The sequence below is a fragment of the Microbacterium sp. 22179 genome (assembly GCF_052045715.1).
In the GTDB taxonomy this organism is placed as follows: domain Bacteria; phylum Actinomycetota; class Actinomycetes; order Actinomycetales; family Microbacteriaceae; genus Microbacterium; species Microbacterium galbinum.
Genome location: NZ_JBQEPJ010000001.1, coordinates 118,398 through 133,793, shown reverse-complemented (window position 1 = coordinate 133,793; position 15,396 = coordinate 118,398). Strand labels below are relative to the sequence as shown.

General features: G+C 70.0%; 16 protein-coding genes and 1 tRNA gene. 6 read left to right on the top strand and 11 right to left on the bottom strand.

All coding sequences use genetic code 11. The features are described 5' to 3' along the window. Nucleotides 1-143 precede the first annotated feature (143 nt). Complete coding sequence (gene trhA / locus ACTJKK_RS00590) at nt 144-830, top strand: PAQR family membrane homeostasis protein TrhA (RefSeq protein ID WP_440747194.1); 687 nt, start codon at nt 144-146, stop codon at nt 828-830. Nucleotides 831-834: 4 nt separating this feature from the next. Here the strand turns inward: trhA and ACTJKK_RS00585 are convergent, their stop codons facing one another. After that, on the bottom strand, nt 835-1,134 hold the full coding sequence (locus ACTJKK_RS00585) for a hypothetical protein (protein WP_247623015.1): 300 nt from the start codon (nt 1,132-1,134) through the stop codon (nt 835-837). A 68-nt stretch (nt 1,135-1,202) separates the two neighbouring features. On the opposite strand from ACTJKK_RS00585, the gene ACTJKK_RS00580 reads away from it, so the two are divergent. After that, nucleotides 1,203-1,589, top strand: a complete 387-nt coding sequence (locus ACTJKK_RS00580; protein WP_440746643.1) for a DUF4307 domain-containing protein — start codon at nt 1,203-1,205, stop codon at nt 1,587-1,589. A gap of 96 nt (nt 1,590-1,685) precedes the next feature. Then, complete coding sequence (gene greA / locus ACTJKK_RS00575) at nt 1,686-2,174, top strand: transcription elongation factor GreA (protein ID WP_247623017.1); 489 nt, start codon at nt 1,686-1,688, stop codon at nt 2,172-2,174. A 62-nt stretch (nt 2,175-2,236) separates the two neighbouring features. Here greA and ilvA read toward each other — a convergent pair whose 3' ends face one another. Together ilvA and ACTJKK_RS00565 are read right to left on the bottom strand one after the other, a co-directional pair. Then, nucleotides 2,237-3,466, bottom strand: coding sequence for a threonine ammonia-lyase (ilvA, locus tag ACTJKK_RS00570; protein ID WP_247623018.1), 1,230 nt, complete (start codon nt 3,464-3,466; stop codon nt 2,237-2,239). Further along, a complete protein-coding gene (locus ACTJKK_RS00565; protein WP_247623019.1) occupies nt 3,463-4,659 on the bottom strand; it encodes an AI-2E family transporter in 1,197 nt (398 codons plus the stop codon). The genes ilvA and ACTJKK_RS00565 overlap by 4 nt, the downstream gene beginning before the upstream one ends. 97 nt (nt 4,660-4,756) lie before the next feature. Here ACTJKK_RS00565 and ACTJKK_RS00560 point away from each other — a divergent pair, with 97 nt between their 5' ends. Both ACTJKK_RS00560 and ACTJKK_RS00555 read left to right on the top strand, forming a co-directional pair. After that, nucleotides 4,757-6,013: a winged helix-turn-helix domain-containing protein gene (locus tag ACTJKK_RS00560; protein ID WP_440746642.1), complete on the top strand. Its 1,257-nt coding sequence runs from the start codon at nt 4,757-4,759 to the stop codon at nt 6,011-6,013. Further along, nucleotides 6,010-6,963: a hypothetical protein gene (locus ACTJKK_RS00555; protein WP_440746641.1), complete on the top strand. Its 954-nt coding sequence runs from the start codon at nt 6,010-6,012 to the stop codon at nt 6,961-6,963. The genes ACTJKK_RS00560 and ACTJKK_RS00555 overlap by 4 nt, the downstream gene beginning before the upstream one ends. A 33-nt stretch (nt 6,964-6,996) precedes the next feature. Here the strand turns inward: ACTJKK_RS00555 and ACTJKK_RS00550 are convergent, their stop codons facing one another. The 3 genes from ACTJKK_RS00550 to ACTJKK_RS00540 form a co-directional block, all read right to left on the bottom strand. Further along, on the bottom strand, nt 6,997-7,563 hold the full coding sequence (locus tag ACTJKK_RS00550) for a LemA family protein (RefSeq protein WP_247623022.1): 567 nt from the start codon (nt 7,561-7,563) through the stop codon (nt 6,997-6,999). 91 nt (nt 7,564-7,654) lie between these two features. Next, on the bottom strand, nt 7,655-8,968 hold the full coding sequence (locus ACTJKK_RS00545; RefSeq protein ID WP_440746640.1) for a D-arabinono-1,4-lactone oxidase: 1,314 nt from the start codon (nt 8,966-8,968) through the stop codon (nt 7,655-7,657). After that, on the bottom strand, nt 8,965-10,212 hold the full coding sequence (locus tag ACTJKK_RS00540; RefSeq protein ID WP_440746639.1) for an alanine racemase: 1,248 nt from the start codon (nt 10,210-10,212) through the stop codon (nt 8,965-8,967). The genes ACTJKK_RS00545 and ACTJKK_RS00540 overlap by 4 nt, the downstream gene beginning before the upstream one ends. An 88-nt stretch (nt 10,213-10,300) precedes the next feature. Here ACTJKK_RS00540 and ACTJKK_RS00535 point away from each other — a divergent pair. After that, nucleotides 10,301-10,373 (top strand) — tRNA-Leu (locus tag ACTJKK_RS00535). 17 nt (nt 10,374-10,390) lie between these two features. Here ACTJKK_RS00535 and ACTJKK_RS00530 read toward each other — a convergent pair. The 5 genes from ACTJKK_RS00530 to ACTJKK_RS00510 form a co-directional block, all read right to left on the bottom strand. Next, nucleotides 10,391-11,176: a cation-transporting ATPase gene (locus tag ACTJKK_RS00530; RefSeq protein ID WP_440746638.1), complete on the bottom strand. Its 786-nt coding sequence runs from the start codon at nt 11,174-11,176 to the stop codon at nt 10,391-10,393. Between the two features lie 286 nt (nt 11,177-11,462). Further along, nucleotides 11,463-12,974, bottom strand: a complete 1,512-nt coding sequence (locus tag ACTJKK_RS00525) for an NAD(P)/FAD-dependent oxidoreductase (RefSeq protein WP_440746637.1) — start codon at nt 12,972-12,974, stop codon at nt 11,463-11,465. A gap of 38 nt (nt 12,975-13,012) precedes the next feature. Then, nucleotides 13,013-14,335 carry a S8 family serine peptidase gene (locus ACTJKK_RS00520; protein WP_247623027.1) on the bottom strand — a complete coding sequence of 441 codons (1,323 nt, stop codon included), beginning with the start codon at nt 14,333-14,335 and terminating at the stop codon, nt 13,013-13,015. Next, on the bottom strand, nt 14,332-14,874 hold the full coding sequence (locus ACTJKK_RS00515; protein ID WP_440746636.1) for a DUF501 domain-containing protein: 543 nt from the start codon (nt 14,872-14,874) through the stop codon (nt 14,332-14,334). The genes ACTJKK_RS00520 and ACTJKK_RS00515 overlap by 4 nt, the downstream gene beginning before the upstream one ends. A 46-nt stretch (nt 14,875-14,920) precedes the next feature. After that, the gene (locus ACTJKK_RS00510) at nt 14,921-15,394 is read right to left on the bottom strand and encodes an FtsB family cell division protein (protein ID WP_247623029.1); all 474 of its coding nucleotides are present in this window, start codon (nt 15,392-15,394) and stop codon (nt 14,921-14,923) included. Nucleotides 15,395-15,396: the final 2 nt, after the last annotated feature.

Below are 15,396 nucleotides of genomic sequence, written 5' to 3'. Positions count from 1 at the left end.
ACCTTCCTACGCTACAGCGTCCTCTCCCTCGCCGCCGGTGCGGATGCTGTGGACATGTACGGCTGGCGGAATGCCACCGCGCATAGAGTGTGCACGTGAGCACTCCCGAAGACTCCGGCCCCAACCTCCCTCAGCTGCCCCTCATGGAGGCTGCCGCAGCCGATGCCGTGATCGAGGTCAAGCCCTCGTGGCGCGGATGGGTCCACGCCGGTACCTTCCCCGTCGCGATCGCTGCGGGCGTCGTGCTCATCGTCCTCTCGGAGGGAGCGCCCGCCAAGTGGGCCGCCGCGGTGTTCATGGCGTCATCGTTGCTGCTCTTCGGCAACTCCGCCCTGTACCACCGCTTCAACTGGGGCCCGCGCACGAAGATCGTGCTCAAGCGCATCGATCACGCGAACATCCTGCTGCTGATCGCCGGCACCTACACGCCGCTCGCGACGCTCGCCCTCCCGCCGGAGAAGGGCACGCTGCTGCTCTTCCTGGTCTGGGGCGGCGCCCTGCTGGGGATCCTGTTCCGGGTGTTCTGGATCCACGCACCACGATGGCTGTACGTCGCGCTCTACCTGCTGCTGGGCTGGGCCGCCGTGATGTACATCGTCGACCTGCTCAACGCGAACGCCGCCATGATGGTGCTCGTCATCGTGGGCGGACTGCTCTACACGGGCGGGGCGGTCGTCTACGCGCTCAAGAAGCCGAACCCGTGGCCCGGGCACTTCGGCTTCCACGAGATCTTCCACGTGTGCACGGTGCTGGCATTCCTCTGCCACTGGACGGCGTGCCTGCTGATCGCCCTCGCACCGCTGTCGCCCTCGCTCGGAGTACCCGCCTGATCGGTCAGGCCGGGCGCGGACCGTCGTCTGCAGGGTCGTCGTCACCCTCGCGCACGATCGGCAGGTCGGCATCCGTCTCGGTCGCCTCGTCGGCGGCGCGGGCGGCCTCTTCGGCGTCGAGCTCGTCGCGCACCTCCTCGCGGTAGCGCACGCGGCGGATACGGCGGTTCATGTCCCAGATCAGCAGGATGACGGCGATCAGGACGACGACGATCGCCGCGAACCCGACGAAGCCGGGGGTGACGGACTCCGGGTCGACGGTCATCGTGGGCGTCGGCATCGGGGTCTCGGACAGAGCGAGCATGAATCGGCCTTTCGTACGCAGGTCGCATAACCTGTAATCACCAGCCTAACGATCGGGAGACCTGCAGCGTGACGACCCCAGAGCAGCTCGACGAACGGTACGGACGCACCCGCAGGCGCCGCGCCCCGTGGATCATCGCCGGAATCGTGGCGATCCTGCTCGTCGGCGGCTACGGGTGGGGCATCGTGGCGCAGTCGATGAACCAGGTCGATGCCGACGACCTGGGATACACGCTGGTCGACGAGCACAGCGTCGACGTGCGGTTCCAGATCACCGGCGTGCAGGGCAAGGACGTGGTCTGCATCGTCGAGGCCCTCGACGAGGAGTTCGGCGTGGTCGGGTGGAAGGTCGTCGAGATCCCCGCCGGCGAAAGCCACGCGCAGGCCCTCGCCGCCACCATCCCGACCGTGGCCGAGGCCACGACAGGTTTGGTGAACACCTGCTGGGTCGCTTAGACTCGACGCAGAACGACGACGCCCTGGCAAGTGCCGGGGCGTCTTGGCATATCCCCCGCCGCGAGCGGGAGCGATACCGAAAGAAGGAGCTTCGTCATGTCCACGGACGCTCAGGTTCCCTTCCTCACGCAGGAAGCCTACGACCGGCTCGTCGCCGAGCTCGAGAACCTCTCCACCACGGGCCGCGACGAGATCGCGAAGCGCATCGAGGCCGCCCGCGAAGAGGGCGATCTCAAGGAGAACGGCGGCTACCACGCCGCGAAGGACGAGCAGGGCAAGCAGGAGGCGCGCATCCGCACGCTCGAGAACCTGCTCAAGACCGCCAAGGTCGGCGAGGCACCGGCCAGCCGCGGCGTCGTCGAGCCCGGCACGGTCGTCACGGCGCTCGTCGCCGGCGGCGAAGAGGTCTTCCTCCTCGGCAGCCGCGAGATCGCGGTCGGCAGCGACCTCGACGTGTACAGCGAGGCCAGCCCGCTCGGACAGGCCATCCTCGGCCTGAAGGTCGGCGAGAAGTCGTCGTACGAGGCTCCCAACGGGCGCTCGATCTCGGTCGAGATCGTGAACGTCGAGACGTACACCGGCTGACACCCCCTCGAACGAAGAACGCCCCTCGGCCCGCAGGCACGAGGGGCGTTCTGCGTTCGACGTCAGTCCGGAACGACGATGGGCTCGAAACCCTCGCGGCGGAGCGTGTCGAGCGTGTGCTCGGAGTGCTCGGGTCCGCGGGTCTCGACGCTGAGTTCGAGGATCACGTCGCTGATCTGCAGACCATGCCCGTGACGCGTGTGCATCGCCTCGATGACGTTCGCTCCCGCCTCCGCGATCAGCTCCGAGACGCGCGCGAGCTGGCCGGGACGATCCGGGAGGGGGATGCGGATGGTCAGGTAGCGGCCGGAGGCGGCGAGACCGTGCGAGACGACGCGCTGCAGCAGGAGCGGATCGATGTTCCCTCCCGACAGCACCGCCATCGTCGTGCCCGTCGCCTCGATCTTCCCCGACAGGATCGCGGCGACACCCGCCGCGCCCGCGGGCTCGACGACGACCTTCGCCTGCTCGAGGAGGATGAGGATCGCCCGGGCCAGATCGTCGTCGGAGACGGTCACGACCTCATCGACGAGGTCCTTGATGATGTCGAACGGGATCGCCCCGGGACGGGCGACGAGGATGCCGTCGGCGATGGTCGGACGCGTCTCGATATCGACCGGGTGGCCGGCTGCGAGCGACGGCGGCACGGCCGCGGCGTTCTCGGCCTGCACACCGATGATGCGCACCTCGCGGCCCAGTTCGGCGGCGCGCGCCTTGACCGCCGCGGCAACGCCGGCGATGAGCCCTCCCCCGCCGATGCCGAGCACGATCGTGTCGACCTCGGGGGCGTCGGCGAGCAGCTCGAGACCGAGCGTGCCCTGGCCGATCACCACGTCGCGGTGGTCGAACGGTGGGATGAGCACGGCTCCGGTCCGCTCGGCGAACTCCGCGGCCAGTCGCAACGAGGTGGCGACCGTCTCGCCCTCGAGCACGACCTCGGCGCCGTAGCCGCGCGTGGCGAGCAGCTTGGGCACCGGCACGCCCAGCGGCATGAAGATCGTCGCCGGGATGCCCAGCGCTTGGGCGGCGAGCGCGACGCCCTGCGCGTGGTTGCCTGCGGACGCCGCGACCACGCCGCGAGAGCGCTCTTCGGCGCTCAGCCGCGACAGCCGGTAGGCCGCGCCGCGGATCTTGAAGGAGCCGGTGCGCTGCAGGTTCTCCATCTTCAGCAGCACCGGTGCGCCGAGGATGTCCGACAGGGCGCGGGAGGGCAGCGTGGGCGTGTGCGAGATCACCTCAGCCAGACTCTGAGCTGCGTGCTCGAACTCGGTCAGGCTGGGGACTGCGCTCATCGATTTCTCCGTCTCCGCTGTCGCGGTACTGTGCTCCAGATCAGATCTGCATCTGGTTGGTCTCCGGTGCGCCACGACCCGGTGCTGACGGTCACGGCGGCCACGTTCACGAATGCGGCCAGCGGCACGGCGAACAGTGCGCCGGGGATGCCGCCGATCATGGATCCTCCGGCCACCACCAGCACGACCGCCAGGGGGTGCACCTTCACGGCGGACCCCATCAGGATCGGCTGCAGGACATGGCCCTCGAGCTGTTGGACCCCGAGCACGACGATGAGCATCGCCAGGGCGATCCACGGGCCGTTGTAGACAAGGGCGAGCAGCACCGCGATCGCGCCGGTCACGACGGCACCGACGATCGGGATGAAAGATCCGAGGAAGACGAGCACCGCGACGGGGAGGGCGAGGGGAACACCGAGAAGGGCCGCTCCGGTGCCGATGCCGACCGCGTCGATCGCGGCGACGAGCAGCTGCGTGCGTGCGTAGTTGACGATCGTCGACCAGCCGTTGTGGGCCGCGCTGTCAGCGGCGGGACGCGCCTTGCGCGGGAACAGCCGGAGCGTCCACCGCCAGATCCCCGCTCCGTCGGCCAGCAGGCAGATGAGGATGAACAGCGACAGGACGGCTCCGGTCACGACGTGGGCGGCCGTGGTTCCGACGGCGAGAGCCCCGTTGAGGAGGAGCTGGGCCTGCTCGTTGACGAGTTCGAACGCCTGATCGATGTAGCCCTGGATCTGCTTCTCGGTCAGGTGCAGCGGACCGTCGAGGAGGAACTGCCGGAACTGCTCGACCGCGGCCCCCGTGCGCGCCTGCACGTCCGGGAGCTGGGCGCGGATCTGCCAGATCACGAGCCAGAGCAGGGTCGAGACGATCGCGATCGTGCCGAGGATCGAGATCGCGACGGCGAGCCACCGGGGGAACCGATGCCGCAGCATCCACTCGAACGCGGGCCACAGCAGAGCGGTGATGAGGATGCCGACCATCAGCGGGATCACGAGCAGCTTGAGCTGGATGACGATCCAGATGAACCCCGCGACGACCGCGGCGATCAGGAGCAGACGCCACGCGTAACCCGCCGTGATGCGCAACGGGAGGGGCACGGCCTCCTCCGCCTCGGTCGTCACCGTCCGGTCGGTCGAGACCGGGCGCGGACGCAGGAGATCCCTCAACCGCGGTCGCTGCTCGTCGCTCATCGCCCAAGTCTACGGCGATGCCGTATGCCGTCAGACGCATCCTTCGGCGGCCGGTCACGCGCCCGCGATGTCGGCGGCCGGGGCTACGCTTTCCGACGTGACCGAAACCCTCAGCGCCGCTCAGGCGCGGCGCATCGCCCTCGCCGCTCAGGGGTTCACACGTGCCCGCCCGAAAGACGTCTCCTCGCGGCACGTGCACCGGGCGATGGAGCGACTCGGTGTGCTGCAGATCGACTCCGTCAACGTCTTCGCCCGGTCGCATTACATGCCCTTGTTCTCCCGTCTGGGCGCCTACGAGCCGGCCCTCCTCGACCGCGTGTTCCTCTCACGCACCACCCACTACGTCGAGTACCTCGCCCACGAGGCGACGTTCATCCCGATCGAGGACTGGCCGCTCTGGCAGTTCCGGATGGACGACTTCCGCCGACGCTGGTCGGGCGACGAGTCCTGGATGAGCCAGAACGCGCGCACCCTGACCTGGGTGCAGGATGAATTGCGCGCCCGCGGCCCGCTGCGGCCGGTGGACCTGCGCGAAGATGCACCGCGCGAGCGAGGGACGTGGTGGGACTGGGACGACGTCAAACTCGCCCTCGAGCACCTCTGGCGCACGGGCGACGTGGCGATCAGCGGTCGCAAGGGATTCGAGCGCACCTATGCTCTTGCCGAGCACGTGATCCCCGCCGATGTGCGCGCCCGGACGATTCCCCGCTCTGATGCGATCCGCGAGCTCGTGCGCCGCGCCGCACGTTCGTCCGGCGTCGCGACGCAGTCCGACCTCGCCGACTACTACCGCATCCGCGACCGCGCCGCGGTCTCCGAAGCGATCGCCGATCTCTCGGATGCCGGTGAGCTCCTCCCCGTACGGGTTCGCGGATGGGAGCGCGGCGGGCGCCCCCTCCCCGCCTGGCGGCATCGGGACAGCGTCCTGCCCCGCGCCCTCGGGAGCGCCGCTCTGCTCACCCCGTTCGATCCCGTCGTGTGGTTCCGCGATCGAGCGCTGCGCACCTTCGACCTCGACTACCGCATCGAGATCTACGTCCCGGCCGAGAAACGTCGCTACGGCTACTACTCGTTGCCCGTGCTCGTCGGCGACCGCATCGTGGCCCGCGTCGATCTCAAGGCCGACCGTTCCACGTCCACGCTGCAGGTGCAGTCGGCCTGGTGGGAGCCGCAGGCCCGACCCGAAGACGCCGAACCGATCGCCCGCGAACTCGCTCTCGCCGCCGCCTGGCAGCGGCTCGAGCACGTATCGGTGTCGGGCTGGGGCGACGCGTCCGACGCGATCCACGGAGCGCTGCACGCCCTCGGCGGCGTCGTTCGCCGGCACGTTCATGCTCGGGAGGCCGACGGATGACCGACCGGAACACGACGGATCCGCGTCCGAGCCCACGACGCAGGCGCACTCGGCCCTGGGTATGGCTCGTCGCCGCGATCGCCGCCGTGCTCCTCGTCGGTGCGGGCATCGTGATCTGGCTGGCGCAGTCGCGGGCGGGCTCCGCCGAGGAGGCCGCGCACGCGTATCTCCGGGCGCTCGAGTCCGGCGACGCCGCGGCGGTGCAGGCCACCGGGATCGACGTCTCGGACGAGGCGCTGCAGGCGTTCGACGGAGCGGATTCGGTCATCTCCGAGGCCACCGTGGTCTCGGTAGAGGAGATGGGATCCACCGCGGTGGCGCACGTGTCGTTCGTGCTGGGTGATGCCGAGCACGGCGCCGACCTCGCTCTCACCCGTTCCGACGGTCGGTGGGTCCCGGACGGATCGGGCCTCGCCGAGGTGACGGTCTCGACGACCGCGGGTACGGCCGTTGCGGTCGAAGGCACGGTGCTCGACGCCTCCGAGGCGCTCGTCCTCATCCCCGCCGTCTACACGGTCGCGGCCGCGCCGACCGCATACCTGTCGGGGTCGATCGACGTCGTGGCGCTTCCGGGCGCAGCCGACGACGTCGAGGTCGAGACCTCGCTGCGGCCCGAGGCGACGGAAGCGGCGCAGCAGCGACTCGACGAACTCCTCGAGGCATGCGCGGCGGAAACGGCCCTCCCGGCCGACGGCTGCGGCATCCGCATCCCCTGGGGCACCGAGTTCCGCACGGTCGACGACGTCGCATTCCGCATCGACACGATGCCGACCGTCGTGCTCGCCGACGACGGCGCGAGCTTCACCGCAAGCGGCGGAGAGCTCGTGGCGACCCTTACCGGCACCGCCCGCGACGGCGGTTCGCGCACGACCACCTATCGCAGCGAGGACTGGGCGGTGCGGGGAGACGTGACGTTCGCCGGAAACGAGATGACCCTCACCGTGTGGTGAGGGTCATTCACGAAAGCGGAACGCGGAACTCGATCAGAACTGGACGCGCGGCGGCTCGGAGATCGCTCCGCTGTCAGCGACCTCGAAGAACTCGCGCTCGGTGAATCCCAGGCCCTTGGCGAAGAGGTTGTTCGGGAACACCTTGATCTTGGTGTTGAGCTCGCGCACACCGCCGTTGTAGAAACGGCGCGCAGCCTGGATCTTGTCTTCGGTGTCGACGAGAGCCTGCTGCACCTGGAGGAAGTTCGTGCTGGCCTGCAGCTGCGGGTACGCCTCGGCGACGGCGAACAGGCTGCGCAACGCCTGCTGCAGGTGGCCCTCGGCGATACCGGCCGCACCGGGTCCGCTCGCGGAGAGCGTCTCGGCGCGCGCACGGGTCACGTTCTCGAAGACGGCCTTCTCGTGCGAGGCATAGCCTTTGACGGTCTCGATGAGGTTGGGGATGAGGTCGGCTCGACGCTTGAGCTGGACGGTGATGCCGCTCCATGCCTCATCGACGCGGACGTTCAACTGAACCAGCGAGTTGTACGTGGCCCACAGATAGATGCCGACCAGCAGAATCACGCCGACGATGATCAGTACCGGCACGAGCCATTCCATCAGAGGCCCACCCTTCCTCGTGTTTCTTTCATCCTATCCACCGCGCCTGCACGTGGACTGGGCATGACGCGTCTCCGACCTGTGAATGCGTTCAGGCTCCGAGAACGCGATCGAGATACCGATTGCGGAAGAGCCGATCGGGGTCGAGCCGGTCGCGCAGCGCGACGAAATCGTCGAATCGGGGATACCGCTCACGCAGCTGATCGGCGTTCAGCGTGTGCAGCTTCCCCCAGTGCGGGCGCCCGCCGTGCTCGTGCATGATCTGCTCGACCGCCTCGAAGTACTCCGTGGGGTCGGCCCGCCAGTAGCGGTGCACGGCGATGTAGGCGCTGGCTCTCCCGTAGGCCGTCGACAACCAGCGGTCGTCCTCCGCCGCGAACCGCACCTCGAGCGGGAACTCGATGCGCCATCCGCGCTGAGCGATCAGCGCCTGCACGGCGCGGAACACCGGAACGATCCGCTCCGCCGGCACGGCGTACTCCATCTCGCGGAAGCGCACGTTGCGCGACTGCGTGAGCACCCGGTGCGAGCGGTCGGTGTACTCCCGATCGCCCGTGAGCTTGACGGCGAGGCGGCTGAACGGGGGCGTGACCGCGGGCACCACCTGGCCCGCGGCGCACACCGCGCGGTAGACGCCGTTCGAGAGCAGCGACTCGTCGACCCACTTGCCGAAGAGAGGGAGCGGCTTGCGCACCGCCGACTCGTCGAGACGGGTCTGCCGCTTCGTGAGCGCGACGTCGGTGTGCGGGAACCAGTAGAACTCGAAGTGATCCGATGCCGCCGCGCGATCGTGGAGCGTCGCGAGCACATCTGTGAGCGGGGCGGGCGCATCGACGGCGTGCAGTACGAAGGCGGGAACGCACTGCAGCGTCACCTCGACGAGGATCCCGAGGGCTCCGAGTCCGAGAGCGACGGCGGGAAGCAGATCGCTGTTCTGCTCGTCGTCGACCCGGAGGAACTCGCCCGCGGCGGTCACCAGGGTGACGCCGACGACCTGCGTTGCGAGTCCCCCGAAACCGGTACCCGTGCCGTGCGTTCCCGTGGAGATCGCCCCGGAGATCGACTGCCGGTCGATGTCGCCCAGGTTCTCCATCGCAAGGCCGAACGGGGCGAGCAGACCGGGGATGCGGTGCAGACGAGTGCCGGCGAGCAGGGTCACGCGGCCGGTCGTGGCGTCCGCCGACACGAGGCCCTGCAGATCGTCGAGCTCGAGCAGCACGCCCGGCGCGACCGCGATCCCGGTGAAACTGTGCCCGGCGCCGACGGCCTTGATCGTCAGCCCCTGCGAGGCGGCGGCCACGACGGCGCGCTGCACCCCTTCGGGCGTGCGGGGGCGCTCGACACGGACGGGCTTGACGGATGCCGACCGCCCCCAGTTCTGCCAGGTGCCGCCGATTCTCGTCACAGGAACGCCTTTCCTTCGCCGCGATAGGTGGGCAGCTCGTCGACGATCTCGTCGCCCGAGACGAGCTGATAGCGGTCGATGCGCTCCGCCGGTTCGCCGCTCTTCGCGTGCCGGAACCAGACCCGGTCGCCGACACCGAGCGAGGCGGCAGCGGGGCCCTGCAACGGCGTCTGCACCTCGCCCGCGGCTTCGCGCGGCAGGGTGCGCAGCCCCTCCGGCCACACCGGCCGGGGCTGACGGGAGGCGACGGGAGGACCCGACGCGATCCATCCCCCGCCGAGCACGGTGGCGATGTCGGCGGCGGGGCGTCGCACGACGTCGAACGCGAACGCGGATGCCGGTGCGGGTCGGAACGAGCGGTACCCGTCGAAGAGGTGGCCCCCGAGAAGACCGCTCCCGGCGCTCGCTTCGGTGAGCGACTCGTCACTCGCCGTGAACTCGAGCGAACCCGTGCCGCCGCCGTTGAGGAAGTCGAGGTGGGCGACCTCGGCGACCGCCGAGACGATAGCGGCCCGCCGCTCCCGCAATTCGGCCCGTGAACGGGCCTGGACGAGACGGATGAGCGGAGCATCAGACCCTGCGTCGTCACCCTGTCCGGCGATCTGAGCGTCGTACATCTGCAACCCGACCAGTCGGAACCCGGGGCGCGCCGCCACTTCGCGGGCGAACGCCGCGACCTCACCCGCACTGAAGAGGGCCGAGCGGCGAACCCCGATGTGACCGAGCAGGGCCGAGCGCCACGACGCGTCGACGTCGATCGCGACGCGGATCTCCGGCCGACGACCGGGACCGGCGACGCTGTCGATGAAATCGAGGTGCGCAGGGTCATCGACCATCAGGGTGACGCGCCGAGTCGCCTGCTCGTCGGCGAAGAGCCGCACGAGTGCGGCCCGGTCGACCGTGGGATAGCCGATGACGATGTCGTCGTGCGTCTCGGCCAGCCACAGCGCCTCGGCGAGCGTGAAGGCGAGGATGCCCCGGTAGCCCGGAAGAGCCAGCACCGCGTCGAGCACGGCGCGCACACGCACCGACTTCGACGCGACCCGGATCGGCAGACCCCCCGCGCGAACGAGCATGTCCATCGCGTTGTAGCGGAGCGCGTCACGATCGATCACGGCCACGGGGGCCGGCAGATGCGCGGTCGCGGCCGACATGCGCGGCCAGTACCTCGCGGGGTCCTCCCACTCGGGGGACACCCCGGTGCGGTGTGGATCGGGGCTCAGTTCGGCTGTGAGGTCGAGCACTCCCCCACCCTACGGCTTCTCGTACTCAGGGTCACGGATCGCGGGACCGGATCGCACACGAAGGCTTCGATAGGCTGGCCACGACGAGGCCCCCGTAGCCCAATGGCAGAGGCAGGCGACTTAAAATCGCTTCAGTCTGGGTTCGAGTCCCAGCGGGGGCACTCCTCGTGGTCGCGGATCACCGCCCGAAGAGATCGCGGATGTCGGGAAGCCCGAGCTCCCCGAGCTTGTCGCCCCAGCCGCTCGCCGTCTCGCCCAGCCCACTGACCGCCTCGCCAGCCGAACCAACGACGCCCTCGGCCGCGCCCGCGAGGCCCTCGACGTCGACACCGGCCGCGATCGCCTCGAGATCGACGCCCTCGGCGAGCGCGGTGAAGTCGACGCCCAGGCTCGCCGCCTGGTCGAGCAGCGGGCCGGCGACGGTGCTGAGCACCGCCCCGCCCGCGACCGCCCCGAGCACACCGACCGCTGCGCCACCGACAGCTCCCGCGGCGCCGAGCCCGCGTCCGCCGCCGCGGACGCGGGAGAGCAGCCCCCGCATCCGTCCGGGCTTCGCCGCCTCGGCTCGTCCGGCCGCCCGGGCGAGGTTGTCGGCCGAGGCGGATGCCGGGCGCTCGTGCGGAGGAAGCTCCACGCGCATGCGGTCTTCGATGTGTGCACGCTGCGCTGGGGTGAGGCGCTCGAACGCCTCACGGTGCATCTGCTCGATGCGCTGCGGGTCGGCGGTCTGCATCAGGTAGTCGTAGCGCGCGATCGCCGCGCGGTCGGCATCGGAGGCCGCGGCGCCGGCGCGCGGAGCGGCGGCATACGCTCCCGGCGCGGGCGGCGGCGAGTAAGGGTCGTGGCCGCGCGCCGACTGTCGCGGAGCCGCGGTCTGCGGCGCGGTCTGATCCCGGCGGCGGTCACCGGAGTCGAGGTCGAGCGCCTGCGTGGCCATTCCGATGAGGCGGGAGAGCTTTCCCATGATGCGATTCCTTCGGGTCGTGTGCGGACGACCACGGGAACCACGACGGGAGGAGACGAGGGATCCACGGCTGTCCGCGACGGCGGAAGCCAGGTCTCCTCCACCCCGGACGGGGCCGGTGGGCCGGGACACATCGACATGTCCGTAATGACGACACCACCGCAGACGGGAGTACTCCCCTTGCATGCCCGAGAGTAGCGACCGCACCTATGAGCCCCGTGCGAATACGGGGTGACGCACGAACGCCCCGACTCCGGGCGGGAGTCGGGGCGTTCGATGACGCGGATTACTTCGCTGCGGCGGGCTCGGCGGCCTTCTCGGCAGCCGGCTTCTTCGCGGCGGGCTTCTTGGCCGGAGCCTTCTTCGCCGGAGCCTTGTCAGCCGGAGCCTTGTCAGCCGGAGCCTTCTCGGCCTTCTCGGCTGCGGCATCCGTCTTGGCCGGAGCCGTCTCGGCGGCGGGCGCTACGGCCGGAGCGGCCGGACGCGGACGAGCGGCGAACTCTTCGAAGACGTAGCGCGGGTTCTGCACGGTCTGCAGGTTCACGATGTCGCGACCGAGCCACAGGTTGTTCCACCAGCCCCACAGCACGCGCCACTTGCGCTCCCACGTCGGCATCGCCAGCCCGTGGTAGCCACGGTGCGCGACCCAGGCGACGAAGCCCTTGAGCGCGATCTTCCCGGACTGGAACACACCGTTGTAGAGGCCGAGACCGGCGACGGCACCCAGGTTCTTGTGGAAGTACTCCTTGGGGTCCTCACCACGGAGGACGGCCACGAGGTTCTTCGCGAGCAGCTTGGCCTGACGCACGGCGTGCTGCGCGTTCGGCACGCAGAAGCCGCCGACGCCACCGCCCGAGAGGTCGGGGACGGCCGAGACGTCACCGGCGGCCCAGGCGCCCTCGACGAAGGCCTCCGGGGTTCCGACGCGCAGGTCAGCGCGGGTCTGGATGCGGCCGCGCTCCTCGACGGGCAGGTCGCCGCCGCGCACGACGGTCGGGTTCGCCATGACACCGGCGGTCCAGACGATCACGTCGGTCGGAATGACCTCACCGGTCGACAGCTCGACGTTGCCGTCGACCGCGCTCGTGAGCTGCGTGTCGAGGTGCACGTTGGCGCCGCGCTTGGCGAGGTCCTTGAGCACCCACTCGCTGGTCGGCAGCGAGACCTCGGGCATGATGCGGCCCATCGCCTCGATGAGGTGGAAGTGGGTGTCCTCGAAGCTCAGCTGCGGGTACTTGCCGACGAGGGACGAGGCGAGCGAGCGCAGCTCGGCGAACACCTCGATGCCGGCGAACCCGCCACCGACGACGACGACGGTCAGCAGGCGGTCGCGCTCGGGGCCGGCGGGCAGCGACGCGGCCTTGTCGAAGTTCGACATGACGCGGTCGCGGATCGCGACGGCCTCTTCGATCGTCTTGAGGCCGATCGCGTTGTCGGCGATGCCCGGGATCGGGAACGTGCGCGACACGGCACCGGCGGTGACGACGATCTGGTCGTAGGCGAACTCGTACGGCTCACCCGACGGCGGCGTGATCGTGGCGACCTTCTCGGCGTGGTTGATGTTCGTCACCTTGGCGGTGATCACGTTCGTGCGCTTGAGGTGGCGACGGTGCGCGACGACCGAGTGACGCGCTTCGATCGAACCTGCGGCGACCTCGGGCAGGAACGGCTGGTACGTCATGTACGGCAGCGGGTCGACCATGGTGACGTCGGCTTCGCCCTTGCGCAGGTGCTTCTCGAGCTTCCATGCGCTGTAGAAGCCTGCGTAGCCTCCACCGACGATCAGAATCTTGGGCACAGTGCTGTTCTGAGGCACAGGGGGACAACTCCTCGGAGTCAGGAATGTGGCGTACGTCGAACGCGCGCCGATCGGATGCGCCGGGCAGCTGCGGTGACGCCAAGCCCCACCAGGATACCAGGGACTGTGAGTGCGACGAGCGGCAGGGTACCGTAGCGCAGTGAATCGGCGCTGGGAAGGAGCGGGGAACCCGGTTCGGTCGGTGCGTCGGCGGCGGGGAGCGGGGGAACCTCCACCGGCGTCGCCTCGGGTTCCGGCTCGGGATCGGCCGCCGCGGCCCGGCGATAGAGCCGCACCCACTCGGCGAGATCTCCCATCGGGTTCTTGTCGACCGAGGGGAGATCGGCGGAGATCGCCGCCGCGGCATCCACGAGTCCGTATCCGTAGAGCGGATCGGGGACCTCGGTGACACCGGGCACCGGGATCGCGGTCTTGATGATGCGGTTGATCACATCGATGGCCTGGATGTCGGGGTGGGCCGACCGGATCAGCGCGGCGATGCCCGCGACGATCGGTGCTGCGCCGCTGGTGCCGTTCCAGGAGGCGAGCTTGCCGTCGGCCGAGATGCCCAGCAGCCCCTCGCTCGGCGCCGAGATGCCGATCGTGATGCCCTGCGTCGACGCCTCGACGCTGGCCGTGCCGGTCTGGTCCACGCCGCCGACCGTGAGCACGCCCGGGATGGTCGCGGGAGCACCGATGATGCTCGTGCCACTCCCCCGGTTGCCGGCGGCGACCACCACGACGACATCGTGGTCGAAGGCGTAGAGGAACGCGTCGTCCCAGCTCTCGTCCCAGTCGAGCGTGTTCGTGGTGAAGGAGAGGTTGATCACGTCGGCGCCGTGATCGACCGCCCAGCGCATCGCCTCGGCGACCTGCTCGCTGAAGGGCACGGCGGCCGCTGCCCCGAAGCCGACCGATATCGACAGGAGATTCGCTTCGGGGGCGACCCCGATCATGCCGGTGCCGTCGGCGGCACCTCGGGCGGCCGCGAGCGACGCGACCCAGGAGCCGTGGTTGCCGTCGACCGCGCCCAACGCGGTGCGGCCGTCTGGCGATCCGGTTCCCGACACGTCGGTGCCGCCGATGACCGCGTCGCCGAAGGCCTCGGGCACCTTGCCGATGCCGGTGTCGATCACCGCGATCGTGACGCCTTCTCCACGCGTCGTCTGCCAGGCTTCGCGAATCCGTGCGCCGTCGAGCCAGTACTCCTGCGCCCGCACCGGATCGGAGGGATCGTCGGGCACGGGACCGGTGCCCGGCCCCGGAGTCGGAGTGGGGGTCGCCGTCGCGCCCAGGAGCAGGACGGACACCGCCACCAGCGCCGCCGCGGCGGTGGTGCGCAGCGTCCGCCGGACCGTCACGCCGACGGATCCGTCTCGTCGCGGAGCGCCGCTCCGGGCGCATCGCAGCGGCACACCTCGGGCGACCAGCTCGAGCGGGCGAGGGCGAGATCGCCGATCGGGTTGACTCCCGGCCCTGCCGCGAGCGCGTGCCCGGCGAGTGCGTGCAGGCACTTCACGCGCGTCGGCATTCCCCCGGCGGAGATCCCGTCGATCTCGGTGACCTCGCCGAACTGCGCGCGGTCGGCGAGATACGCCCGGTGCGCGGCGAGGTAGCCGGCGGCCACGTCGTCATCGGTCTCGAGGAGCGCGGCGAGCTCGGGCATCACCTGCGTGGCCTCGAGCGTCGACATCGCGGCCGTCGCCGCCGGATGCGTCAGGTAGTAGAACGTCGGGAACGGGGTTCCGTCGGGCAGGCGGGGCGTCGTGGAGACGACCGTCGGGTTGCCGCAGGCGCAGCGCGCGGCGATGCCGACGACTCCGCGGACGGGGCGCCCGAGCTGGGCCGACACGACGGCGAGCTCGGCGGCGGTGGGCGCGGGGAAAGGCGGCGTGGTCACCCCACCAGCGTAGGGGAGGCTGCCGAGAGGATGCTCGGAGCGCCGGTCACTGCGCGACGGCGGCGGTGTCGCTCAGACCGCTCGACACCAGGGTGCGCAGGAGTTGCGGCATCCAGTCGGCCGGCTTCTCCTCGAGCGTGTCGCTCACCGGCTCCTGCTCGCGCGGGAGGTCGGTGGCGTCGAGGTCGTTGTCGATGAGGAAGACGACCTCGCCGGGCTTGACGTAGTAGAGGCGCTCACGCGCCTGCGTCGTGATGTACGCCGGGTCGTCCCAGCGTTCGCGCTCCTGCTCGAGTTCGGCGATCTGCTCCTCGCTGACCTGCACCGAAGCCTCGAGGGCAGCGATCTTCTGCCGCTGGTCGATGAACGTGCCGAGCGTCGGCACGAGCACCCAGGCACCCAGCACCACGAGCGACAGCATGATGACCGAGAACGCCGAGAGACGGATGCCGGCGGCCCACTCCCGCACGTCGACCTTCGCCTCGGCCCCGCGACGACGGCGCGACGCGGGCGTGGTCACGG

What these genes read in the sequence shown, in the direction of transcription:
- ACTJKK_RS00565 (WP_247623019.1), bottom strand. Translation starts at nt 4,659, where the DNA reads ATGAGCGACGAGCAGCGACCGCGGTTGAGGGATCTCCTGCGTCCGCGC.
- ACTJKK_RS00585 (WP_247623015.1), bottom strand. Translation starts at nt 1,134, where the DNA reads ATGCTCGCTCTGTCCGAGACCCCGATGCCGACGCCCACGATGACCGTC.
- greA (WP_247623017.1), top strand. Translation starts at nt 1,686, where the DNA reads ATGTCCACGGACGCTCAGGTTCCCTTCCTCACGCAGGAAGCCTACGAC.
- ACTJKK_RS00530 (WP_440746638.1), bottom strand. Translation starts at nt 11,176, where the DNA reads ATGGGAAAGCTCTCCCGCCTCATCGGAATGGCCACGCAGGCGCTCGAC.
- ACTJKK_RS00555 (WP_440746641.1), top strand. Translation starts at nt 6,010, where the DNA reads ATGACCGACCGGAACACGACGGATCCGCGTCCGAGCCCACGACGCAGG.
- ACTJKK_RS00550 (WP_247623022.1), bottom strand. Translation starts at nt 7,563, where the DNA reads ATGGAATGGCTCGTGCCGGTACTGATCATCGTCGGCGTGATTCTGCTG.
- trhA (WP_440747194.1), top strand. Translation starts at nt 144, where the DNA reads ATGGAGGCTGCCGCAGCCGATGCCGTGATCGAGGTCAAGCCCTCGTGG.
- ilvA (WP_247623018.1), bottom strand. Translation starts at nt 3,466, where the DNA reads ATGAGCGCAGTCCCCAGCCTGACCGAGTTCGAGCACGCAGCTCAGAGT.